Annotated in this window: 18 protein-coding genes and 2 rRNA genes; 15 read left to right on the forward strand and 5 right to left on the reverse strand. The window is 73.0% G+C overall.

The genetic code is table 11. The features are described from left to right. A 23S ribosomal RNA gene (locus tag ACIQFZ_RS06445) occupies window positions 1-97 on the forward strand; the annotation flags it as partial. A gap of 105 nt (window positions 98-202) precedes the next feature. Then, window positions 203-319, forward strand: a 5S ribosomal RNA gene (gene rrf, locus ACIQFZ_RS06450). Between the two features lie 80 nt (window positions 320-399). Here rrf and ACIQFZ_RS06455 read toward each other — a convergent pair. After that, entirely contained in the window at window positions 400-1629 is a 1230-nt protein-coding gene (locus ACIQFZ_RS06455) for a hypothetical protein (protein WP_402690843.1), read from the reverse strand. Between the two features lie 54 nt (window positions 1630-1683). On the opposite strand from ACIQFZ_RS06455, the gene ACIQFZ_RS06460 reads away from it, so the two are divergent. Next, entirely contained in the window at window positions 1684-2478 is a 795-nt protein-coding gene (locus ACIQFZ_RS06460) for a hypothetical protein (protein WP_402690836.1), read from the forward strand. Between the two features lie 85 nt (window positions 2479-2563). Here ACIQFZ_RS06460 and ACIQFZ_RS06465 read toward each other — a convergent pair whose 3' ends face one another. Next, a complete protein-coding gene (locus tag ACIQFZ_RS06465) occupies window positions 2564-3856 on the reverse strand; it encodes a DUF1015 domain-containing protein (protein ID WP_365418540.1) in 1293 nt (430 codons plus the stop codon). A gap of 73 nt (window positions 3857-3929) precedes the next feature. Between ACIQFZ_RS06465 and ACIQFZ_RS06470 the strand changes: the two genes are divergently transcribed. The 4 genes from ACIQFZ_RS06470 to ACIQFZ_RS06485 are packed head-to-tail and all read left to right on the forward strand — an operon-like array spanning window position 3930 to window position 7987. Then, on the forward strand, window positions 3930-4955 hold the full coding sequence (locus ACIQFZ_RS06470) for an HAD-IIA family hydrolase (RefSeq protein ID WP_365418543.1): 1026 nt from the start codon (window positions 3930-3932) through the stop codon (window positions 4953-4955). Between the two features lie 58 nt (window positions 4956-5013). Further along, entirely contained in the window at window positions 5014-6054 is a 1041-nt protein-coding gene (locus ACIQFZ_RS06475; RefSeq protein ID WP_402690752.1) for a FecCD family ABC transporter permease, read from the forward strand. Continuing rightward, a complete protein-coding gene (locus ACIQFZ_RS06480) occupies window positions 6051-7106 on the forward strand; it encodes a FecCD family ABC transporter permease (RefSeq protein WP_402690753.1) in 1056 nt (351 codons plus the stop codon). The genes ACIQFZ_RS06475 and ACIQFZ_RS06480 overlap by 4 nt, the downstream gene beginning before the upstream one ends. Further along, window positions 7103-7987 (forward strand): ABC transporter ATP-binding protein, encoded by an 885-nt coding sequence (locus ACIQFZ_RS06485; protein ID WP_383060938.1) that lies wholly within the window; start codon window positions 7103-7105, stop codon window positions 7985-7987. Before ACIQFZ_RS06480 ends, ACIQFZ_RS06485 begins: the two co-directional genes overlap by 4 nt. On the opposite strand, the gene ACIQFZ_RS06490 is transcribed toward ACIQFZ_RS06485, so the two are convergent. Continuing rightward, entirely contained in the window at window positions 7971-8318 is a 348-nt protein-coding gene (locus tag ACIQFZ_RS06490) for a sterol-binding protein (protein WP_383060936.1), read from the reverse strand. The two genes, ACIQFZ_RS06485 and ACIQFZ_RS06490, sit on opposite strands and share 17 nt — an antisense overlap. Before the next feature lie 42 nt (window positions 8319-8360). On the opposite strand from ACIQFZ_RS06490, the gene ACIQFZ_RS06495 reads away from it, so the two are divergent. The 5 genes from ACIQFZ_RS06495 to ACIQFZ_RS06515 all read left to right on the forward strand — a co-directional run bounded on the left by ACIQFZ_RS06495 (window position 8361) and on the right by ACIQFZ_RS06515 (window position 13875). Then, the gene (locus ACIQFZ_RS06495; protein ID WP_376549102.1) at window positions 8361-8696 is read left to right on the forward strand and encodes a hypothetical protein; all 336 of its coding nucleotides are present in this window, start codon (window positions 8361-8363) and stop codon (window positions 8694-8696) included. A 7-nt stretch (window positions 8697-8703) separates the two neighbouring features. Continuing rightward, the gene (locus tag ACIQFZ_RS06500) at window positions 8704-9519 is read left to right on the forward strand and encodes a TlyA family RNA methyltransferase (RefSeq protein WP_383060934.1); all 816 of its coding nucleotides are present in this window, start codon (window positions 8704-8706) and stop codon (window positions 9517-9519) included. Then, the gene (locus tag ACIQFZ_RS06505; protein WP_361416684.1) at window positions 9516-10421 is read left to right on the forward strand and encodes an NAD kinase; all 906 of its coding nucleotides are present in this window, start codon (window positions 9516-9518) and stop codon (window positions 10419-10421) included. The genes ACIQFZ_RS06500 and ACIQFZ_RS06505 overlap by 4 nt, the downstream gene beginning before the upstream one ends. A gap of 82 nt (window positions 10422-10503) precedes the next feature. Further along, complete coding sequence (recN, locus tag ACIQFZ_RS06510) at window positions 10504-12255, forward strand: DNA repair protein RecN (RefSeq protein WP_365418564.1); 1752 nt, start codon at window positions 10504-10506, stop codon at window positions 12253-12255. Between the two features lie 489 nt (window positions 12256-12744). Continuing rightward, window positions 12745-13875 (forward strand): glycosyltransferase family 4 protein, encoded by a 1131-nt coding sequence (locus ACIQFZ_RS06515; protein WP_402690754.1) that lies wholly within the window; start codon window positions 12745-12747, stop codon window positions 13873-13875. Window positions 13876-13878: 3 nt separating this feature from the next. Here the strand turns inward: ACIQFZ_RS06515 and ACIQFZ_RS06520 are convergent, their stop codons facing one another. Together ACIQFZ_RS06520 and ACIQFZ_RS06525 are read right to left on the reverse strand one after the other, a co-directional pair. Further along, window positions 13879-15546 carry a PucR family transcriptional regulator gene (locus ACIQFZ_RS06520; RefSeq protein ID WP_365418569.1) on the reverse strand — a complete coding sequence of 556 codons (1668 nt, stop codon included), beginning with the start codon at window positions 15544-15546 and terminating at the stop codon, window positions 13879-13881. Between the two features lie 116 nt (window positions 15547-15662). Next, entirely contained in the window at window positions 15663-17465 is a 1803-nt protein-coding gene (locus tag ACIQFZ_RS06525) for a glycoside hydrolase family 15 protein (protein WP_383060945.1), read from the reverse strand. 514 nt (window positions 17466-17979) lie between these two features. On the opposite strand from ACIQFZ_RS06525, the gene ACIQFZ_RS06530 reads away from it, so the two are divergent. The 3 genes from ACIQFZ_RS06530 (at window position 17980) to ACIQFZ_RS06540 (ending at window position 22607) form a co-directional block, all read left to right on the forward strand. Beyond that, window positions 17980-19647, forward strand: coding sequence for a CTP synthase (locus ACIQFZ_RS06530; RefSeq protein ID WP_361416672.1), 1668 nt, complete (start codon window positions 17980-17982; stop codon window positions 19645-19647). A gap of 85 nt (window positions 19648-19732) precedes the next feature. Further along, window positions 19733-20359, forward strand: a complete 627-nt coding sequence (locus ACIQFZ_RS06535) for an NUDIX domain-containing protein (RefSeq protein ID WP_376549092.1) — start codon at window positions 19733-19735, stop codon at window positions 20357-20359. A gap of 160 nt (window positions 20360-20519) precedes the next feature. Further along, the gene (locus ACIQFZ_RS06540; RefSeq protein ID WP_383060928.1) at window positions 20520-22607 is read left to right on the forward strand and encodes a tetratricopeptide repeat protein; all 2088 of its coding nucleotides are present in this window, start codon (window positions 20520-20522) and stop codon (window positions 22605-22607) included. The last annotated feature ends 60 nt before the right edge of the window (window positions 22608-22667 follow it).

Consider the following 22667-nt stretch of genomic DNA (forward strand, 5'->3'; position numbering starts at 1 on the left):
GTAAGGCTCCCAGTAGACGACTGGGTTGATAGGCCGGATCTGGAAGCACCGTGAGGTGTGGAGGTGACCGGTACTAATAGGCCGAGGGCTTGTCCCCAGTTGCTCGCGTCCACTGTGTTAGTTCTGAGGCAACGAACAGTTGCCGGCTTTGAGCTGAACTCACAACAGAAGAGTGTGCTTGTTCGCTCGAAACCATTAGGGTTTCGGTGGTCATAGCGTGAGGGAAACGCCCGGTTACATTCCGAACCCGGAAGCTAAGCCTCACAGCGCCGATGGTACTGCAGGGGGGACCCTGTGGGAGAGTAGGACGCCGCCGAGCAATCTTTGGAGGACCCCTGGTCACCAGCGTTCAGCTGGGACCAGGGGTCCTTTTCGCATTTCCCGTACAGAAGACAGGAGTCACCGATGTCCGCCAACTCTCCCGATGAGCGCCCGGAGCGCGATCAGCGCCGCCGGGACGGTGGTGACCGCGGTGACCGTGGCGGGTTCCGCGGAGGACCGCGCCGTGATGACCGCCGTGATGACCGCCGAGGCTTCCGTCGCGACGACGACCGTGGTGGTTTCGGCCGTCGTGAGGACCGTGGTGGTTTCCGTCGTGACGACAGGCCCGAGCGCGGCGATCGGCCCGAGCGGGGCGAGCGCGGGGATCGTGGCGGTTTCCGCCGTGACGACCGCCGTGACGACCGCCGTGACGACCGCCGTGACGACCGCCGTGACGACCGCCGTGACGACCGCCGTGACGACCGGCGTGATGACCGGCGGGACGGTGACCGCGGGGGCTTCGGCCGTCGCGACGACCGCGACCGCGGCTTCCGCCGCGAGGGCGACCGCCCCACCTACCGCCGCGACGACCGCCGCGACGACCGGAGGGACGAGCGCCGCGACTTCGACCCCGGCGACCGCCGCGACGAGCGTCGGGACTTTGACCGCGGTGACCGCCGCGACGAGCGTCGGGACTTTGACCGCGGTGACCGTCGTGACGACCGGGGCGAGCGCCGTGATGACCGCCGAGGCTTCCGTCGCGACGACGACCGTGGTGGTTTCGGCCGTCGTGAGGACCGTGGTGGTTTCCGTCGTGACGACAGGCCCGAGCGCGGCGATCGGCCCGAGCGGGGCGAGCGCGGGGATCGTGGCGGTTTCCGCCGTGACGACCGCCGTGACGACCGCCGTGACGACCGGCGTGATGACCGGCGGGACGGTGACCGCGGGGGCTTCGGCCGTCGCGACGACCGCGACCGCGGCTTCCGCCGTGAGGGCGACCGCCCCACCTACCGCCGCGACGACCGCCGTGAGGGCGACCGTCCCACCTACCGCCGCGATGACCGCCGCGACGACCGGAGGGACGAGCGCCGCGACTTCGACCGCGGCGACCGCCGTGACGGCCGCCGCGATTTCGAGCGCAGCGACCGCCGTGACGACCGCCGGGACCACCGGAGGGACGACCGCCGGGACGACCGTCGTGACTTCGACCGCGGTGACCGTCGCGATGACCGCCGTGACTTCGACCGCGGCGAGCGCGGTGACCGCGGTGGCTTCCGTGGTCGTGACGACCGTGGTGGGCGCGGCCCGCGTCGGGACGACCGGGGTGGACGCCCGGGTGGTTTCCGGGGCGGCCGTGACGACCGGCACGGCGGCGGGCGTTTCCGCGACGACCGTGACCGGGACCGGGAGCCGATCAAGCGGCTGCCGATCCCGGAGGACGTCACGGGCGAGGAGATCGACAAGGACGTGCGGCAGGAGCTGCAGAGCCTGCCCAAGACGCTCGCCGAGGACGTCGCCAAGAACCTGGTGATGGTCGCCCGGCTCATCGACGAGGACCCCGAGGGCGCCTACGGCTACTCCAGGGTGGCCCTGCGCCTGGCGTCCCGCGTCGCGGCCGTGCGAGAGGCGGCCGGGTTCGCCGCGTACGCGAGCCAGAAGTACAGCGAGGCGCTCGCCGAGTTCCGGGCCGCCCGGCGGATGACCGGGAACGTGGACCTGTGGCCCGTCATGGCCGACTGCGAGCGCGGTCTCGGACGGCCGGAGAAGGCGCTGGACATGGCCGGGGCGCCGGAGGTGCACAAGCTCGACAAGGCCGGGCAGGTGGAGATGCGGCTCGTCGCGGCCGGCGCCCGGCGTGACATGGGTCAGCTGGACGCGGCCATCGTGACGCTGCAGAGCCCGGAACTGGCCTCCGGCTCGGTCCAGCCGTGGACCGCGCGCCTGCGGTACGCCTACGCCGACGCGCTGCTTGCCGCCGGCCGGGACTCCGAGGCGCGGGAGTGGTTCGCCAAGGCCGTCGAGGCAGACCGCGACGGCAGCACCGACGCCTCCGACCGGCTGGCCGAGCTGGACGGCGTGGAGTTCACCGACGCGCTCGACGAGGGCGGCGCGAACGACGAGACCGACGAGAATGCAGAGAAGGACGAGAATGCAGAGACCGACGAGAACGGCGTGACCGGCGAGAGCGGCAACGCCGACCCGGCCGACAAGGACTGACGGACACCACAGGCCGTCAGGCCGTCACGCCGGCCGTCACAGGCAGAGGGCGGGCCCCGGATACCGGGGCCCGCCCTTCGTCGTTTCAGAGGTCCAGTGCCCTCAGCACCAGTCCCGACGCCGGCTTGGGACCGAACGACGTCGACTTGCGGGGCATCGTGACACCCTGGCGGGCCAGGTCGCGGACGACCTCCTCGCGGACCGGGTGCATCAGGACGGCCGTTCCGCCGTCGCGTTCGGCCTTCTCCACGGTGGCGACCGTGTCGTGGATGTAGGCGATGTGGGCCGGGGAGTCCTCGGGGATGCGCCAGACGTGCTCGAGGAGCGTGGCGTGCAGGACGGTCGCGTCGAGGGTGCGCCAGGCGGCGGGGTGCTCCGCCGGGATCGTACGGGCCAGCAGGGCCGGGTCCGGGCGGTCCACGAGATGGAAGCTGCCGTCGCCGGCGAACAGGAAGGCGTTGCCCTCGCAGGCCGCGTCCGCGAGCGCCTCCAGCGCGTCCGTCAGGGGCAGGTCCAGACGCCGTACGCGGAACAGGCCCTCCAGGGCGGACAGCGCGTCGGCGACCGGCAGACCGTGCAGCAGGCGGTGGATGGCGCGTACCCGGAGCGGGTAGCGGGCCGTGTCGACGAGGAGGACCAGACCGTAGTCCCAGGCGCTGGGGGAGGGGTGTTCCGCGCGCAGCCGGCGGTAGGTCGCCCAGCGGTGATGGCCGTCGGCGATCAGGGCCTGGTGCCGGGCCAGGTCCCCCTGCACGCGCGCGAGGTCGTCGGGGTCGGTGACCGCCCACAGGCGGTGGCCGAAGCCGTCCTCGGTGGTCGTCGACAGCAGCGGCGGCCGCTCGGCGACGCGTTCGATGATCATGGTGGTGGCGGCGGTCGAGCCGTCGCCGCGGTAGGTGAGCAGCAGCGGTTCGAGATTGGCGCTGGTCGCGCGCATCAGGGCGGCGCGGTCCGCGACCACGTGCGGCATGACGTCCTCGTGCGGCAGCACCACGCCCTCCGCCGGCTCCGACACGCGCAGCGCGCCGATCAGTCCGCGTTGCAGCATGCCGTCGCCGTCGCGCTGCTCGTAGACGTACAGGGCCGGTTCCGGGTCGGCGGCCAGGACGCCCTCGGAGAGCCAGCGGCGCAGGGTCTCCGCCGCCTGTTTGTTGCGGGCGCTGGGCGTTTCGGCCTGCGGCAGAATCAGCCGGACGATGTTGTACGGATCGGCCGACTGGAGGTGGTGCAGGCCGTCGGGCCGCACGACGACGTCGTACGGCGGGGACGTCACGGCGGCCAGGCTGCCGACCCGGTCGGGGTCGTAGCGCAGCCCGCGGAACGGGGTGAGTTCGAGGCCCGGGCGCGGTGTCGCCGGTGGGGGACCTGCTGTGTTCATCCCGGCATCGTACGTGTGTCAGTGGCGTGGGGGATGATCGGGGGAAAACGGGTTTCATGAGGAGAGATGCGGAATGACCCAGGGCGTCAGGACGAGGCCCGAAGGCAGTGCACAGGCCCTGAGCGAGGCGTACGACACGGCCCTGCTCGACCTGGACGGAGTGGTCTACGCGGGCGGCCACGCGATCGCGCACGCGGTCGACTCGCTGGGCACCGCCCGCGCGGGCGGGATGCATCTGGCGTACGTCACCAACAACGCCCTGCGCACCCCGGCCGCGGTCGCGGCACACCTCACCGAGCTGGGCATACGGGCGGAGGCGGCCGATGTGGTCACCTCCGCGCAGGCGGTGGCCCGGCTGATCGCGGACCAGGTGCCGCAAGGGGCGCGCGTGCTGGTGATCGGCGGTGAGGGGCTGCGTACGGCGCTGCGCGAGCGCGGGCTGGAGCCGGTCGAGTCGGCCGACGACGACCCGGCCGCGGTGGTGCAGGGCTACGGCGGTCCGGAGCTGGCGTGGGGGCGTTTCGCGGAGGCGTGCTACGCCATCGCGCGCGGGGTGCCCTGGTTCGCCTCCAACACCGATCTGACGATTCCGGGCGCACGCGGGATCGCGCCGGGCAACGGCGCGGCGGTCGAGGTCGTCCGGATCGCCACGGGCGCGGAGCCGCAGGTGGCGGGCAAGCCGCTGCCGCCCATGCACCGCGAGACGATCCTGCGCACCGGTGCCGAGCGGCCGCTGGTGGTCGGGGACCGGCTGGACACCGACATCGAGGGCGCGTTCAACGGCGGGGTCGACTCGCTGCTCGTCCTGACCGGGGTGACCGACGGCGCGAAGCTGCTCGCCGCGCCCCCTCGGCACCGGCCGACGTATGTCGACGCGGATCTGCGGGGGCTGCTCACCGGGCAGCCGGAAATCACTCGGCAGGGTGACGGTTTCCGGTGCGGCGGATGGACGGCGACGGCGGACACCGGTCTTGAGCTGAACGGCGAGGGGGAGGCGCTGGACGGGCTGCGCGCGCTGTGCGCGGCGGCGTGGACGGCGGGCGGCGAGGACGCGTGCGAGCTGGACGGGGGGAAGGCGCTGGCGCGACTGGGGCTCTGAACCCGGTGAGGCGCCGGGAACCGTCGAGCCAATGGAGAGGGTAGGCTAACCTAACCTCGTGTTGGTCGACAGTCCCCCAAAAGAGCGCGCGGCGGCCGCCGCGCCCCCAACCCGTCGAGGTGTGCAAGCCGTTGGGCTCCTCGGCTCCGTCGCGGTACTGCTGCTCGTCGCCCTGGCGAGCATCGCGATCGGAGCGAAGGAGCTGTCCCTGGCCCAGGTCTGGCACGGCCTGTTCCAGGACTCGGGGACGTACGGCGACGTCGTGGTCGGCGAGCGGCTGTCCCGTACCGTCCTCGGCCTGCTCGCCGGATCGGCGCTCGGGCTGGCCGGGGCCGTTCTCCAGGCGCTGACCCGCAACCCGCTGGCCGATCCGGGCATCCTCGGCATCAACGCAGGCGCGTCCGCCGCCGTCGTCACCGCCATCACCTTCCTGGGCGTGACCAGCCTGAGCGGCTACGTCTGGTTCGCCTTCCTCGGCGCCGCGGCCGTGGGCGCTCTGGTGTGGTTCCTCGGCGGCAGCCGGGGCGCCACGCCCGTACGCCTCGCGCTCGCCGGCACCGCGATCGGCGCCGCGCTGTACGGCTACGTCCAGGCCGTGATGATCATGGACGGGGCGGCGCTGGGCAGGATGCGGTTCTGGACCGTGGGTTCGCTCGCCTCCGCCACGACGGCGACCGTCATCCAGGTGCTCCCGTTCTTCGCGGTCGGCACGGTCGTCGCCCTGCTGCTGGCCCGGCCGCTCAACGCCATGGCCATGGGCGACGACACCGCCCGTGCCCTCGGCGCCGACCTGAACCGCACCAGGGCGCTCGCCATGTTCGCCGCGACCGTGCTGTGCGGGGCCGCGACCGCCGCCTGCGGGCCGATCGTCTTCGTCGGGCTGATGGTCCCGCACGTCGTGCGCTCCTTCACCGGACCCGACCTGCGCTGGATCCTGCCCTACGCCACGGTCCTGTCCCCCGTGCTGCTGCTCGGCGCCGACGTCGTGGGACGGATCGTCGCCCGGCCCGCCGAGCTCCAGGTCGGGGTCGTCACCGCGATCATCGGCGGCCCCGTGTTCATCCTGCTCGTACGGCGGCGGAGGACGGCCCAGCTGTGAAGACCACCCGCACCCCCCGCCCCGTACGGGCCCTGCGCACCCCCGGCGGGCTGTCCCTGCGCCTGGATGTCCGCACCTGCGCGGTCGTCGTCCTGCTGGTGCTGGCCGCGCTCACGGCGAGCGTCGTGCTGATCGGCACCGGAGACTTCCCGATCCCGGCCTCCGACGTGCTCAGGACGCTCGTCGGCCAGGGCGGACAGGGGCAGGAGTTCGTCGTCCGCGAACTGCGGCTGCCGCGCGTCCTCGTCGGGCTCCTGGTCGGCGGCTGCCTCGGCGTCGGCGGCGCGCTGTTCCAGTCCGTCTCCCGCAATCCGCTGGGCAGCCCGGACGTGCTCGGCCTCTCCCAGGGCTCGGCCGCCGGCGCCCTCACCGTCATCGTCCTGTTCTCGGGCAGCGCCACCGCGGTCACCCTCGGCGCGCTCGTGGGCGGCCTGGTCACCGGTACGGCCATCTATCTGCTGGCCTGGAAGCAGGGCGTGCACGGGTACCGGCTCGTCCTGGTCGGTATCGGCGTCTCCGCGGTGGTCACCGCCGTCAACGGCTACCTGATCACCAAGGCCGACTTCGTGGACGCGGCCCGCGCGGTGGTCTGGATGACCGGTTCGCTGAACGGGCGCGACTGGACCCAGGTCGGGCCGCTGGCCGTGCTGTGCGCCGTGGTGCTCCCGGTCGTCCTCGTCAACGCGCGCGCCCTGCGGATGCTGGAGATGGGCGACGACGTCTCCTACGCCCTCGGCGTGCGCGTCGAACGCGTACGGCTGCTGCTGATGGGCTGTGCCGTCCTGCTGGTCGCCGCCGCCACCGCGGCCGCCGGCCCCGTGAGCTTCGTGGCCCTGACCGCGCCGCAGCTGGCCCGGCGCCTCACCTGCTCCCCGGGCCCCAACCTGGTGCCCTCCCTGTGCATGGGTGCCGCCCTGCTGGTCACCGCCGACCTGACCGCGCAGCGGGCCTTCGGCGCCGACCAGCTGCCGGTCGGCGTGGTCACCGGCGTGCTCGGCGGGGTCTACCTGCTGTGGCTGCTGGTCGCCGAGCGCAGGGCCGGGCGGATATGAGCGCCCGCAGCAACGCAGTGAGCAACCGAAGGAGCACCGTGAACCGCCTGTCCGCCGACAACGTCACCCTCGCCTACGACCAGCGCGTCATCGCCGAGCAGCTGTCGGTGGAGATACCCGACAACTCCTTCACGGTGATCGTCGGCCCCAACGCGTGCGGCAAGTCCACGCTGCTGCGGGCGCTGTCGCGGATGCTCAGGCCCAGCCGGGGCCGGGTGCTCCTCGACGGCCAGGTCATCCAGTCGATGCCCGCCAAGAAGGTCGCCCGGACACTCGGCCTGCTGCCGCAGTCCTCGATCGCACCCGACGGGATCACCGTCGCCGACCTCGTGGGCCGCGGCCGCTACCCGCACCAGGGGATCCTGCGCCAGTGGTCCGCCGAGGACGAGCGGGTCGTGCGCGAGTCCATGGAGCGGACCGGCGTCGCCCCGCTCGCCGAGCGGTACGTCGACGAGCTGTCGGGCGGCCAGCGGCAGCGCGTGTGGATCGCCATGGCGCTGGCCCAGCAGACGCCGCTGCTGCTGCTCGACGAGCCGACGACGTACCTGGACATCCAGCACCAGATCGACGTCCTCGACCTGTGCGCCGAACTGCACGAGGAGCAGGGGCGCACCCTCGTCGCCGTGCTGCACGACCTGAACCACGCCGCCCGCTACGCCACCCACCTCGTCGCCCTGCGCGGCGGCCGGGTCATCGCCCAGGGCGCGCCGAACGACATCGTCACCGCCGAACTGGTGGAGGAGGTGTTCGGGCTGCGCTGCCAGGTCATCGAGGACCCGGAGACCGGCACGCCGCTGGTGGTGCCGGCGGCGCGCGCGGCCCGCGCGCGTGTGGCGGCCCACGGCACGGCCGTCGGCCTGGCCGCTACAGAAGCTTCGTGAGCCGCATCAGGTCGAACAGGCTCGCCTGGAGCTTCACCCGGCCCGACCCCCAGGCCTTGGCGAACGCCAGCTCCCCGCCGACCATCGCGAGCAGGTCGTCGCCGGTCATGGCGAGCCGGATCTCGGCCTTTTTGGGCGGCGGGCCCTGAATGGTGTCCCGCACCTCTATCCGGCCGCCGAGGAGGCGGCCCAGGAAGGTGACGTCCAGATCCTTGATGTGGCAGCTCACCGAGCGGTCCAGGGCCGCCGCCTCGCGGACGTCCCCTTCCGCTGTCGCCATGTTGTCGGAGAGTCTTTCGAGTGCGCTGCGGCACTCCTCGATCGTTGCCATCACCACCGACGTTACCCCAGGGCTTCGCGGTAGCGTCTGGGCATGAGCGACTCTGTGACCGGGACGGAGGTCCGGGAGGAGGCGGCGGACCCCGAGGGGGAGGCTCCACCGCCCGGCGGCGAGGCGGCCGACGCGACCGGCGGGCACGACCCCGCCGCCCCCGCCCCGCTGCTCGTGCCCCGCACCCCCACCGGCGACGCCCGCGTCGATGCGGCCCTGGAACGGCTCGGTGACGCCGACCACCTCGCCACGGACGGACACCTCGAGGTGTACGAGGATGTACACGGGGGGCTGCGCGACGCGCTCACCGCGCTCGACGCCCGTCCGGCACCTCCGGCGCCCCCCGCGCAGTCACCGCCGTACCGACACAGGAGCTGAACCGAACGTGGCAGGAGTCGCACGCCGCCGTCTCGACGCGGAGCTGGTCCGCCGGAAGCTCGCACGCTCGCGCGAGCACGCCGGCCAGCTGATCGCCGCCGGGCGGGTCACCGTCGGCAAGACCGTCGCGACCAAGTCCGCCACCCAGGTGGAGACCGCCGCCGCCATCGTCGTCGCCTCCGACGACAGCGACCCCGACTACGTCTCCCGGGGCGGGCACAAGCTGGCCGGCGCGCTGAAGGCCTTCGTACCGCACGGGCTGGTCGTCGAGGGACGGCGAGCACTGGACGCCGGCGCGTCCACCGGAGGCTTCACCGATGTGCTGCTGCGCGCGGGCGCCGCGCACGTCGTCGCCGTCGACGTCGGATACGGACAACTCGCCTGGTCTTTGCAGAGCGATGAACGCGTCACCGTCAAGGACCGTACGAACGTACGCGAGTTGACGCTCGAAGCGATCGATGGGGAGCCTGTGGATCTTGTCGTGGGGGATCTGTCCTTCATCCCGCTCGGTCTGGTGCTGCCCGCCCTGGTGCGGTGCGCGAAGCCGGACGCCGACCTGGTGATGATGGTCAAGCCGCAGTTCGAGGTGGGGAAGGAACGGCTGGGCAGCGGGGGTGTCGTACGGAGTCCGGAGCTGCGGGCGGAGGCCGTGCGGACCGTGGCCGGGAAGGCGTGGGAACTGGGGCTGGGGGCCGAAGGCGTCACCGCCAGTCCACTGCCCGGACCCTCCGGGAACGTCGAATACTTTCTGTGGCTGCGTGCCGGGGCGCCCGCCCTGGACCCGGCCGATGTTGACCGTGCAGTGGCGGAGGGGCCGCGTTGACACAGACCCAAGCTCGAACCGTTTTCCTGCTGGCCCACACCGGGCGGCCGGCCGCCATCCGCAGTGCCGAGCTCGTGGTCAAAGGGCTGCTGCTGTCCGGCATCGGCGTACGCGTCCTGGAGGCGGAGGCACGCGACCTGCCGCTGCCGGACGAGGTGGAGCTCGTCAGGGAGGCCACCCCGCAGTGTCTCGACGGGTGCGAGCTGCTCATCGTGCTGGGCGGTGACGGCACGCTGCTGCGTGGCGCGGAGTTCGCCCGTGCCTCGGGCGTGCCGATGCTCGGGGTCAACCTCGGGCGGGTCGGGTTCCTCGCCGAGGCAGAGCGGGACGACCTCGACAAGGTCGTCGACCGGGTGGTCAGCAAGGCGTACGAGGTCGAGGAGCGCATGACCGTCGACGTGGTCGTGCACCGCAACGGGGACATCGTGCACACCGACTGGGCGCTGAACGAGGCGGCCGTGCAGAAGGTGTCCGCCGAGCGGATGCTGGAGATCGTGCTCGAGATCGACGGGCGCCCGGTGACCGGGTTCGGCTGCGACGGCATCGTCTGCGCCACCCCCACCGGGTCCACCGCGTACGCCTTCTCCGCCGGCGGGCCCGTGGTGTGGCCGGAGGTCGAGGCGCTGCTGATGGTGCCGATCTCCGCGCACGCGCTGTTCGCCAAGCCCCTGGTGACGTCGCCCGACTCCGTGCTGGCCGTCGAGGTGCTGCCGCACGTCCCGCCGGGCGTGCTGTGGTGCGACGGGCGGCGCACGGTCGAACTGCCGCCCGGTGCGCGCGTGGAGGTGCGCCGGGGAGCGGTACCGGTCCGGCTGGCCCGCCTGCACCACGCGTCGTTCACGGACCGCCTGGTCGCCAAGTTCGCGCTGCCGGTCTCGGGGTGGCGCGGGGCGCCGCACTAGGACCGCCGACCCGGGACACGGGTGGACGGGCCTGCTCCCTCCATAGGTGGGGTGGCGTCGCACGGCGCCACCAAAACCTCGTATGGTCGTGGTCGTGTTGGAGGAGATGCGGATACGGTCACTCGGAGTGATTGACGACGCGGTCGTCGAGCTGTCGCCGGGGTTCACCGCCGTCACCGGTGAGACCGGGGCGGGCAAGACCATGGTGGTCACCAGTCTGGGACTACTGCTGGGCGGACGCGCGGATCCGGCGCTGGTGCGGATCGGCGCCGGGAAGGCGGTCGTGGAGGGGCGGGTCACCGTACCCGCGGACGCCTCCGCCGCCGTACGGGCCGAGGAGGCCGGTGCCGAGTTGGACGACGGGGCGCTGTTGATCAGCCGTACCGTCTCCGCCGAGGGCCGCTCCCGGGCGCACCTGGGCGGGCGGAGCGTGCCGGTGGGGCTGCTCGCCGAACTCGCCGACGAACTGGTGGCCGTGCACGGGCAGACCGACCAGCAGGGGCTGCTCAAGCTGTCCCGGCAGCGGCAGGCGCTCGATCGGTACGCGGGCGACGCCGTCGCCGTGCCGCTCGCCAAGTACGCCGAGGCCTACCGCCGGCTCCGCGTCGTGACCGCGGAGCTGGACGAGATCACCACGCGTGCGCGTGAGCGGGCCCAGGAGGCCGACATGCTGCGCTACGGCCTCGACGAGATCGCCGGGGTCGAACCGCGGGCCGGGGAGGACACCGAGCTGGCCGAGGAGGCGGAGCGGCTGGGCCACGCCGAGGCGCTGTCCGCCGCCGCGACGGCCGCGCACGCCGCTCTGGCGGGCAATCCGGAGGACCCCGAGGGCATCGACGCGGCCACGCTCGTCGCGGGCGCCCAGCGGGCCCTGGAGGCCGTGCGGTCGCACGATCCGGCGCTGGCCGCGCTCGCCGACCGCATCGGCGAGATCGGCATCCTGCTCGGCGACGTGGCCGGGGAACTGGCGGGATACGCCGACGACCTGGACGCCGATCCGCTGCGGCTGGCGGCGGTGGAGGAGCGGCGGGCCGCGCTCGGCACGCTGACCCGCAAGTACGGCGAGTACGAGAAGGGCGTCGCCGCCGTGCTCGCCTGGGCCGAGCGGAGCGCCGCGCGCCTCACCGAACTGGACGGCGACGACGAGCGGACCGGGGAGCTGACCGCCGAGCGGGACGCGCTGCGCACCGAACTGGGCGGTCTGGCCCAGGCGCTGACGGACGCCCGCACGGAGGCCGCGGAGCGGTTCGCCGCCGCCGTGACGGCCGAGCTGGCCTCCCTGGCCATGCCGCACGCGCGCGTGTCGTTCGACATCAGGCAGACCGAGGACCCCGAGGGCGTCGAGGTCGGCGGCCGTACCGTCGCCTGCGGGCCGGCCGGCGCCGACGAGGTCGAACTGCTCCTCGCCCCGCACCCCGGGGCGCCGCCCCGGCCGATCGCCAAGGGCGCCTCCGGCGGTGAGCTGTCGCGCGTGATGCTGGCCGTCGAGGTCGTCTTCGCCGGGACGGATCCGGTGCCGACGTATCTGTTCGACGAGGTCGATGCGGGCGTCGGCGGCAAGGCGGCCGTGGAGATCGGGCGGCGTCTGGCCCGTCTGGCAAGGAGCGCCCAGGTCGTCGTCGTCACCCACCTGCCCCAGGTGGCCGCCTTCGCCGACCGGCAGTTGCTGGTGGAGAAGACCAACGACGGCTCGGTGACCCGGTCGGGCGTGAAGGTGCTCGAGGGCGAGGACCGCGTCCGGGAACTGTCCCGGATGCTGGCCGGCCAGGAGGACTCGCAGACGGCCCGGGCGCACGCCGAGGAACTGCTCGCCGCGGCCCGGGCGGACGCCTAGAAAGTGCGTAGGGTGGCGAAATGATCTCCCGCGCCGCCACCCCGCGCACACATCCCTGCCGTGCGGTGGGCCGGTTGTCGTCAGGGGAGTCGCCGCGGCGGTGCTGCCCCGGGCGCTCGGGGAGCGGGTGGTGAGCGGTGGTACGGGGCGCACGCCCTGGGTGTGGCGCCGTCGCGTGCGACGGGCGCGGTGGACTGGTCGCGCACGCCCTCGCGGTGGCCCGCTGCCGCGCACGGGGAGAAAGTGAACGCGCCGAGGGCGGCACCGACGCGCCGGTTTCACTCTTATGGGTGATCCGGCGTCAAGCTGTCGGACCGTTCCCGCAGGCGCCCGGCACCCCGCGCCGACCCGGAACACCCGTACGTACTGGCATCCTTGGACGCCGGGGGCCGTGAGCCCGGACAGCGTGTGCGGCTTTGTACCCCGGCTCGATACCTTCTGTACGTTTCCCCGTGACCCTCCCGACGCCGAACCAGGAGCCCCGGCCGCGTGAGCCCCGTGAGCAGCCACGTATCGCACGGTCAGTCGACGCTGCGCACTGTGCAGGTGCTGGGCGGAGGCAGCGCCGGCAGCAGCGCGCACGTGCGGTCGCTGGCCGAGGGCCTGGTCGCCCGGGGCGTGCGGGTGACGGTGTGCGCCCCCGCCGAGGCCGACCGCGCCTACTCCTTCACCGGCGTCGGCGCCCAGCACGTGCACGTGCCGCGCAGCAGCGACCCGGTGTCCGTGGCCGCGCTGCGCACGGTCTGCGCGGACGCCGACCTGGTGCACGCGCACGGGCTGCACGCCTCCTTCCGCGCCGTCCTGGCGCTCAGCGGCCGCAGCACGCCCCTCGTGGTGACCTGGCACAGCCACGCGCACGCCGAAGGGGCCCGTGCGCACCTGATGCGGTTGCTGGAGCGCCGTGTGGTCAGGGCCGCCACCGTCGTGCTCGGCACCACCTCCGAACTCGTCGACCGGGCCCGGGGCAGGGGCGCGCGGGACGCCCGGCTCGCCGCCGTCGCGGTGCCCCGGCCGGCCGCCGGATACGAGCACCCGGACCGTCCGAGCTCCAAGGTGCGGGCGGAACTCGGCGCCACCGACCGGCCGTTGCTGATCGCCGTCGCCTCCCTGGACCCGGGCCGCGGCCACGAGCTGCTGCTGGACGCGGCCCGCGCCTGGCGCCTCCTGGAACCCGTGCCGCTGCTCGTCGTCGCGGGGGAGGGGCCCCTGCGTGCGGAGTTCCAGCAGCGGATCGAGGACGAGGAGCTGCCGGTCCGTCTGCTCGGACGGCGCGACGACGTCGGCGAGTTGCTCGCCGCCGCCGACCTGGCGCTGCTGCCGAGGAGCTGGGAGGCCCGCTCCGTCCTCGCCCAGGAGGCCCTGCACGCGCGGGTGCCGCTCGTCGCGGCGCGGACCGGCGGCATCCCCGAACTCGTGGGCGACGCGGCCGAACTGGTACCGGACCAGGACGCGGACGCGTTCACCGGCGCCGTCATACGGCTGCTCGGCGACCCCGAACGCCGCGAGGCGCTGCGGGACATGGGCACCCGGCAGGCCGGCACCTGGCCCACCGAGGACGACACGGTCGCCCAGGTGCTCAGCGTCTACGACGAGTTGACCAGGCCCCGGCCGCTGACCTGACGCTCACGGCACGTGCCGGCGGGCCCGCAGGGCCAGGCTCAGGGCCAGGACCGTCTGCGGGTCGTCGAGGTCGGTACCCAGCAACTCCCCGATCCGGGCCAGGCGGTTGTAGAGCGTCTGCCGGTTCAGGTGCAGCTCGCGGGCGGTCTCCGCCTTGCGGCCCGCGTGCGCCAGATACGTCTGGAGGGTGGGCAGCAGCGGTGGCTTCGAGCGCTGGTCGTGGTCCCGCAGCGGGCCGATCGCGCGGTCCACGAAGGCCGCCAGGTCGGGGTGGTCGCGCAGCCGCCACAGCAGCAGGTCGATGTCCAGGCGGCGGGCGTCGTACCAGGGGCGGTCCGGCAGCCCCTGCGCCGCCGTCGCCGCCTCCGCCGCGTGCCGCAGGCCCGCCGAGGCGGCCGCCCAGCCGCCCGCCACACCGACGACCACCACCTCCGGCTGCCCGCCCGGCCGCCGCATCCCGGCCCGCTCCACACCCGCCCGCAGCGCCGCCGCGACCCGGTCCGCGACGGTGGGCCGCTCCGCCTCCGAGCGCAGGCCGACCAGCAGCGGCACCCGGCCCTCGACCGGCCGCACGCCCAGCAGCACCGGCACGCCCACCGAGGCGAGTTCCTCGGCGACCGCGCGGGCCAGTACCGCCCAGCCCCCGCCGCCGGCGGCCGCGCTCGGCCGGGTGGTGTCCCCGGTGGACGCGAGCGCGTCGCCGAGCCGCATCACCACGGGCAGCAGCGGACTGTTGCCCGGCTTGAAGCCGAGGACCCGGGCCTGCGCGGGAGCGTCCTCCGCGGCGATACGTCCCTCGGCGAGGTCGGTGAGGAAGTCGCCGCGGCCGCGCGCCGCCAGCTCCTCGTCCTGGCGGGCCTGCATCAGCACCACGGCCAGGAGGCCCGCCGCCCGCTCGGCGGCCATGCGGTGCACCGGGGCCAGCGGCGAGCGGACCGGCAGCAGCACGAGCCGGGCGCGCACCGAGCCGGTGCCGGGTCCGCCGCCGGGCACGTCCACGACGACCGAACCGGCCGGTGGCGCCGCGTCCTTGCGCTGGCCGCGCAGTCCCTCCCAGACCTGGAGCGGATCGGCGCCCTCGGGGCCGGAGCCGGCCGCGTACAGCAGCTGCCCGTCCGGGGTCTCCAGGAAGACCGGGTTGCCGGCGAAGTCGGCCAGGATGCCGAGCACCTGCGGCACTCCACCGCCGCCGAGCAGTGCCTGAGTGCAGCGGCGGTGCACCTCCTCGGCGCGCTGGAGCAGCGCGTAGTGGCCGTTGACGATCTCCGTGTGGATCTCCTCGGTGACCGCCACGAACGGCACCTCGCGGTGCAGCTGAACGAGGGGGAGACCGGCGGACCGCGCGGTCTCGACGAGGGCGGCGGGCAGGCGGGTGAAGCGCGGACCCAGCTCCACCACCAGCGCCGCGATGCCGCGGTCGGCGAGGGTGCGCACGAAGGCCCGCTGGTCGGCGGGGCGCGTGCCGAGGCCGTAGCCCGTGGTCAGCAGGAGTTCGCCGCCCTTGAGGAGGGAGGCGATGTTGGGGACCTCGCCGGCGTGCACCCAGCGGACGGTGCGGGTCAGCTTGTCGGCGCCGGCGAGGACCTCGGGGAGGCCGCTGCGCAGGCCGGGCAGTTCGAGGGCGCGCCGGACGGTGATGCCGGTGCCCTCGGTGTCGAATCTGCGGTCCATGAAGCGGACGCTACCTCTGCCCGCAGGGCCGCGGCAGCGTCGGGTGGCCGGAGCGGTCCGACCACCCTGAGCTGGGCCGACCGCCGGGCGGGCGCGCTCGCCCGCCCGGCGCCGGGTCAGCCTCCGTAGGCGCCGCTGGCCGTCAGGCGCAGGGCGGTGTCGATCAGCGGCACATGGCTGAAGGCCTGCGGGAAGTTGCCCACCTGGCGCTGGCGGCGCGGGTCCCACTCCTCGGCGAGGAGGCCCAGGTCGTTGCGGAGCGAGAGGAGCTTGTCGAAGAGCTTGCGCGCCTCGTCCACGCGGCCGATCATCGCCAGGTCGTCGGCCATCCAGAAGGAGCAGGCGAGGAAGGCGCCCTCGTCGCCGGGCAGGCCGTCGACGCCCGCGTGGTCACCGTCGGTGGGGTAGCGCAGGATGAACCCGTCCGCGGTGGACAGCTCGCGCTGGATCGCCTCGATGGTGCCGATGACCCGCTTGTCGTCCGGCGGCAGGAAGCCCATCTGCGGGATGAGCAGCAAGGACGCGTCCAGCTCCCGCGAACCGTAGGACTGCGTGAAGGTGTTGCGCTCCTTGTCGTAGCCCTTCTCGCACACCTCGCGGTGGATGTCGTCGCGCAGCACCTTCCAGCGCTCCAGCGGGCCGTCCGCCTCCCCGGACTCGATGAGCTTGATGGTGCGGTCGACGGCGACCCACGCCATGACCTTGGAGTGCACGAAGTGACGGCGCGGCCCGCGCACCTCCCAGATGCCCTCGTCCGGCTCCTGCCAGTGCTTCTCCAGGTATTGGATCAGCTTGAGCTGGAGCAGCGCCGCGTAGTCGTTGCGGGCCAGGCCCGTCATATGGGCCAGGTGCAGGGCCTCGGTGACCTCGCCGTAGACGTCCAGCTGGAGCTGGTGCGCGGCGCCGTTGCCCACCCGGACCGGCGCGGAGTTCTCGTAGCCGGGCAGCCAGTCCAGCTCCGCCTCGCCCAGCTCGCGCTCGCCGGCGATGCCGTACATGATCTGGAGGTTGTCCGGGTCGCCGGCGACAGCCCGCAGCAGCCACTCGCGCCAGGCCCGGGCCTCCTCGCGGTAGCCGGTGCGCAGCAGCGAGGACAGGGTGATCGCCGCGTCGCGCAGCCAGGTGTACCGGTAGTCCCAGTTGCGCACACCGCCGATGTCCTCGGGCAGGGACGTGGTGGGGGCCGCCACGATGCCGCCGGTCGGGGCGTAGGTCAGGGCCTTGAGCGTGATCAGGCTGCGGACCACGGCCTCGCGGTAGGGGCCGTGGTACGTGCAGTGCCCGACCCACTCGCGCCAGAAATCCTCCGTCGCCTCGAGCGACTGCTCCGGCTCCGGCAGCGGCGGCGGCTCCTTGTGCGAGGCCTGCCAGGAGATCGTGAACGCGATCCGGTCACCGGGAGCGACCGTGAAGTCCGCGTACGTGGTCAGAGACTTGCCGTAGGTATTCACCGATGTGTCGAACCACACGGAGTCCGGACCCGCCACCGCCACCGTGCGGCCCTCGTGCCGGTGCACCCACGGCACGACCCGGCCGTAGGAGAAGCGCATGCGCAGCGCCGAGCGCATCGGCACCCGGCCGGTGACGCCCTCCACGATGCGGATCACCTGCGGGGCGCCGTCGCGCGGGGGCATGAAATCGGTCACGCGGACCGTGCCGCGCGGGGTGTCCCACTCGGATTCCAGGATCAGCGAGTCGCCGCGGTAACTGCGCCGGGCCGCCGTGGGCGGCAGTGTGCCGGCCGCGAAGGCCGGGCCGATCCGCCAAAAACCGTGTTCCTCGGTACCCAGCAGGCCCGCGAAGATGGCATGGGAATCGAAGCGGGGCAGGCACAGCCAGTCGACTGTCCCGTCCCGGCAGACCAGGGCAGCGGTCTGCATGTCTCCGATGAGTGCGTAGTCTTCGATGCGCCCGGCCACGTGCAACTCCAGTCGAACGGCCACGTCACACCCCGCGAAGGGGCTGTCGCTAGTGCGGTCAAGGGGTGGTTGTACTGCGTCGTCGAGCGGTGGGGGGACCGCCGGTCGGCCGTGGGGGCAGAACGACAACCCTTGCTCAACGAACTGACGAGCTCTTGTTGTTCCGGGTCATACGGACGGGGGTGGTGCCGTGTTGCCGGCGGGGCTCCTCAGCGAGTGTCCGAGCAGGATACGACGCACGTAGATGATCTGCGTGCCGCTCCGGGCAACCCGGGTGCGCCGAACGAGTGAGCCATGGGTGAGGGACCTGTGAGTGGTACGCGCACGTGTCCGAGCGTGCGCGGAGCGTGGCCGGGAGCCATGCCCGTCAGGCGCTGATACCCTGGTAGCCCGTGGACCGGTGGGCTCGAAACCCCCGAACCGCAGCGACGGCGCCTCAGCCGGACACCGGGTTCCCCGGACCGGCCAGCCGTACCGCACGACAGACCGCGACCACGGGAGCCCCCTCTTGGCCATGCCGCCCGCTGCTTTCCGAAACAGCAAAGCCACGACGACCAAGCACATCTTCGTCACCGGGGGTGTCGCCTCCTCGCTCGGCAAGGGCCTCACCGCCTCCAGCCTGGGCATGCTGCTGAAGGCCCGGGGCCTGCGCGTCGTGATGCAGAAGCTGGACCCGTACCTCAACGTCGACCCGGGCACGATGAACCCCTTCCAGCACGGTGAGGTGTTCGTCACCAACGACGGCGCCGAGACCGACCTGGACATCGGCCACTACGAGCGCTTCCTCGACCGCGACCTGGACGGCTCCGCCAACGTCACCACCGGCCAGGTGTACTCCACGGTCATCGCCAAGGAGCGGCGCGGCGAGTACCTGGGCGACACGGTGCAGGTCATCCCGCACATCACCAACGAGATCAAGCACCGCATCCGGCGCATGGCCACCGACGAGGTGGACGTCGTCATCACCGAGGTCGGCGGCACGGTCGGCGACATCGAGTCGCTGCCGTTCCTGGAGACCGTCCGCCAGGTCCGCCACGAGGTCGGCCGGGACAACGTCTTCGTCGTGCACATCTCGCTGCTTCCCTACATCGGCCCCTCCGGGGAGCTGAAGACCAAGCCGACCCAGCACTCGGTCGCCGCGCTGCGCAACATCGGCATCCAGCCCGACGCGATCGTGCTGCGCTGCGACCGCGAGGTGCCCACCGCGATCAAGCGCAAGATCTCCCTGATGTGCGACGTCGACGAGGCGGCCGTGGTCGCCTGCCCCGACGCCCGGTCGATCTACGACATCCCGAAGGTCGTGCACTCCGAGGGCCTGGACGCCTACGTCGTGCGCAAGCTGGACCTGCCCTTCCGCGACGTGGACTGGACGACCTGGGACGACCTGCTGGACCGCGTCCACAAGCCCGAGCACGAGATCACCCTGGCCCTGGTCGGCAAGTACATCGACCTGCCCGACGCCTATCTGTCGGTGACCGAGGCGCTGCGCGCGGGCGGCTTCGCCAACAGGGCCCGGGTGACGATCAAGTGGGTCACCTCCGACGACTGCAAGACCGCGGCCGGCGCCGAGCAGCAGCTCGCCGGCGTCGACGGCATCTGCATTCCGGGCGGCTTCGGCGACCGCGGCGTGCTCGGCAAGGTCGGCGCCATCCGCTACGCCCGCGAGAACGGCATCCCGCTGCTGGGTCTGTGCCTGGGCCTGCAGTGCATCGTGATCGAGGCCGCCCGCAACCTCGCCGACATCGCGGACGCCAACTCCACCGAGTTCGACCCGGCCACCGGCCACCCGGTGATCTCCACCATGGCCGAGCAGATGGACATCGTCGCCGGCGAGGGCGACATGGGCGGCACCATGCGGCTCGGCATGTACCCGGCGAAGCTGGCCGAGGGCTCGATCGTGCGCGAGGTCTACGACGGCAAGGAGTACGTCGAGGAGCGCCACCGCCACCGCTACGAGGTGAACAACGCCTACCGCGCGGAGCTGGAGAAGAAGGCGGGCATCGTCTTCTCCGGCACCTCCCCGGACGGCAAGCTCGTCGAGTACGTGGAGTACCCGCGCGAGGTCCACCCCTACCTGGTCGCCACCCAGGCGCACCCGGAGCTGCGCTCGCGCCCGACGCGTCCGCACCCGCTGTTCGCGGGCCTGGTGAAGGCCGCCGTCGAGCGGAAGAACTCCAAGTAGCACACCCGGTTGTACGGTTGCGGGGGTGCGTACCGTCGAAGGTGCGCACCCCCGTTCTGCTTGCGCACGTCGGAAAGGTCAGGGCATGACGATCAAGGACATCCCGGAGGAGTGGGAGATCCGGGCCACCAGCACCCCGTTCGTCGGCGGCAAGACCTCCATCCGCACCGACGACGTCGTCATGCCCGACGGCTCCGTGGTCACCCGCGACTACCAGGTGCATCCGGGCTCCGTGGCCGTCCTCGCCCTCGACGAGGAGGACCGGGTGCTGCTGATCCGCCAGTACCGCCACCCGGTGCGGCAGCGGCTGTGGGAGATCCCGGCGGGCCTGCTCGACGTGCCCGGCGAGAACCCGCTGCACGCCGCCCAGCGCGAGCTGTACGAGGAGGCCCACGTCAAGGCCGAGGACTGGCGGGTGCTGACCGACGTCTACACCACCCCGGGCGGCTGCGACGAGTCCGTGCGGATCTTCCTCGCCCGGGGCCTGTCCGAGGCGGTCGGCGAGCGCTTCGCGGCGGAGCACGAGGAGACCGACATGGAGCACGCGCGGATGCCGGTGGACGAACTGGTACGGGGCGTGCTCGCGGGCGAACTGCACAACAACTGCCTGGTGGTGGGCGTCCTGTCGCTGGTCGCCGCGCGCCAGGGGGACGGACTGGACGCGCTGCGCCCGGCCGAGGCGCCCTGGCCGGCGCGCCCCTTCGCGTCCTGAGCACACCGGTGACCCCTGCGGTGTGACGATCGCCAGATCCGATCGGGCGACGTGTCCGCCGTGCTCCTCACGGAACGTCGCAGAGCGTGAACTAGGCTCTGGAAACGCCCGAACCGGAGTCCCGGCGGGCTTGCACGTGCGTGGGACGGGAGTGTGGCCCGTGACGGATCAGGCGGTGGACGCAGGTGGCGTGAACCTGTCCGGCGGGGACCGGTTCCCCGCGGCCGCGAGGAGTCTTTTCCTGGGCCGTACACGGGAGTTGAAGGAGCTGCGCGCCGACATCGAGCGGGCCGGCCTCGACACCCTGGCCGGCCGCAAGGAGCCGCGCGCACGCGTCCTGCTGATCGCGGGCAGGCCAGGATCCGGCCGTACGGCGCTCGCCGAGGAACTGGTGGGGCAGGTCGCGCAGCGTTACCCCGGCGGTGTACTGCGCGCCAGGCTCACCGAACCCGACGGCACCCCCGTACCCGTCGAGGCCGTCGCCCGCGACCTGCTCACCGCCCTCGATCTGCCGACCCCGCCCGGCGCCGCCGAGGACGACCTGACCGAGGCCTTGCGCACCGCCCTCGCCGAGCGCCGGGCGCTGCTCCTGCTCGACGACGCGGCCGGCGCGGACCAGGTCGACGCGCTGCTGCCGGAGAACGCCGACTGCCTGCTCGTCGCCGTCTCCCGGGGCCCGCTCACCGGGATCGCCGACGTCCGCCCGTGCACCCTGGGCGGCCTGGACACGAAGTCCGGCGTGGAGCTGCTGGCGCAGCGCATCGACCCGGTGCGCATCACCGTCGACCCGCGTGCCGCCGAGAGCCTGATCGAGGTCTGCCAGGGCCAGCCCGCCGCGCTCACCCTGGCCGGCGGCTGGCTCGCCGCCCACCCCCAGGCGGCCGTCGCCGACCTCGCCAAGCAGCTGCGCGCCGACCCCGACGAGCGCTCCGTCCTCGACCGGGTGCTCCGGTTCGTGCACGACACTCTGTCCGGTCCGGCCGCCCGGCTGCTGCGCCTGCTCTCCCTCGCCCCGGCCGGAGACGTCGACCCGCAGACCGCCTCCGCGCTCGCCGGCTGCTCGGTCGAGGCCGCCCGCGGCTTCCTCGACGACTTCGCCGAACTCGGCGTGCTGCGCGCCGTCCCCTCATCACTGCCGTGCTACGAGGTTCCCGGCTGCCTGCACCCGCTGCTGGCGGACCTCGCCGGACGCCGGGACCGCCCCGCCGAGCTGCGGCTCGCCCGCGCCCGGATGCTGGAGCGGACCGTGCGGCTGCTCCAGTCCTGCCGGGCGATCACCGAGACCGACAGCCCCGAGACCAGGGAGAAGCTGAAGAGTCTGCCTCCCGGGCTGCGCTTCGCCACTCCGCGGGCCGCCGAGAAGTGGCTGCGGGCCCGCAGGCCCGCCCTGCTCGCCGCGGCCCGGCTCGCCGTCGCCGACGGCGAACTGGACACCCTGGCCCGCCGCTTGATGTCCCAGCTGGTGCGGGCCATGGTGGCGCACATCGGCACCCAGGCCGCCGCCGGTGACCTCTACGGCATCCACCGGCTCGTCCTGGACGTGGCCGAGCGGCGGGGGCTGCCCCGGGAGAGGGCCGCCGCCCTGCTGAACCTCGCCGACCTGGACGCCCGCACCGGGCGTACGGCCGGGGCACTGGCCCGCTACCGGGCCGCGCTGGACGCCGGACGGGAGGCCGACGACCCGTACGCGATCAGCCGCGCCATGGAATCCGTAGGCAGCGCCCATCAGGAGCTGGGGGACTACGACCGGGCCGCCGACTGGTTCGGCCGGGCCCTGGCGCAGCGGCTCGCGCGCGAGGAGCGCGAGGACGCCGCCCGCCTCTACGGCCGCATCGCCACCGCGCATACCTACGCGGGCCGCTACGGCGAGGCCCTGCGCGACTGGCGGGCGGCCGCCGCCATGCACCGCAAGGCGGGCGATGTCGCCGCCCACGCGAGGGCGTTGAGCGAGCTGGCGCGCGTCCAGGAGTACGCCGGGCGGCCCGAGGACTGCCTGCGCACCTGCCGGGAGGCGGTGGAATGGGCCCGCCGTGCCGAGGACGTACGGCTCCAGGCGGCGCTCCAGTTGCGGCTCGCCGACACCCTGGAGCGGCTGGGCGACTCGGCCACGGCGGCCCTGCACCGCGGGACGGCCCGGCGCATGCTCGGCGACGAGGTCTCTGCGGCCGAGGACGGCGGCCCGGAGGGCCCCTTGACGGAAGATGACGCCAATGCCTGCGAAATCCGCAGTGCATCCACTGAAGATTGATGCAATGGAAGGCTAGACAGAGAGAAAGCCTTCATTAGACTGGTTCTGCCGCTCGTTCTC

Origin of the sequence: Streptomyces sp. NPDC093064 (genome assembly GCF_044754605.1) — a bacterium.
Lineage (GTDB): Bacteria > Actinomycetota > Actinomycetes > Streptomycetales > Streptomycetaceae > Streptomyces.

Bases quoted from the DNA above. Each gene is read 5' to 3' on its own strand.
- ACIQFZ_RS06465 (WP_365418540.1), bottom strand. From the start codon at position 3,856: ATGAACACAGCAGGTCCCCCACCGGCGACACCGCGCCCGGGCCTCGAA.
- ACIQFZ_RS06470 (WP_365418543.1), top strand. From the start codon at position 3,930: ATGACCCAGGGCGTCAGGACGAGGCCCGAAGGCAGTGCACAGGCCCTG.
- ACIQFZ_RS06485 (WP_383060938.1), top strand. From the start codon at position 7,103: ATGAGCGCCCGCAGCAACGCAGTGAGCAACCGAAGGAGCACCGTGAAC.
- ACIQFZ_RS06490 (WP_383060936.1), bottom strand. From the start codon at position 8,318: ATGGCAACGATCGAGGAGTGCCGCAGCGCACTCGAAAGACTCTCCGAC.
- ACIQFZ_RS06495 (WP_376549102.1), top strand. From the start codon at position 8,361: ATGAGCGACTCTGTGACCGGGACGGAGGTCCGGGAGGAGGCGGCGGAC.
- recN (WP_365418564.1), top strand. From the start codon at position 10,504: ATGGTCGTGGTCGTGTTGGAGGAGATGCGGATACGGTCACTCGGAGTG.
- ACIQFZ_RS06520 (WP_365418569.1), bottom strand. From the start codon at position 15,546: ATGGACCGCAGATTCGACACCGAGGGCACCGGCATCACCGTCCGGCGC.
- ACIQFZ_RS06530 (WP_361416672.1), top strand. From the start codon at position 17,980: ATGCCGCCCGCTGCTTTCCGAAACAGCAAAGCCACGACGACCAAGCAC.
- ACIQFZ_RS06535 (WP_376549092.1), top strand. From the start codon at position 19,733: ATGACGATCAAGGACATCCCGGAGGAGTGGGAGATCCGGGCCACCAGC.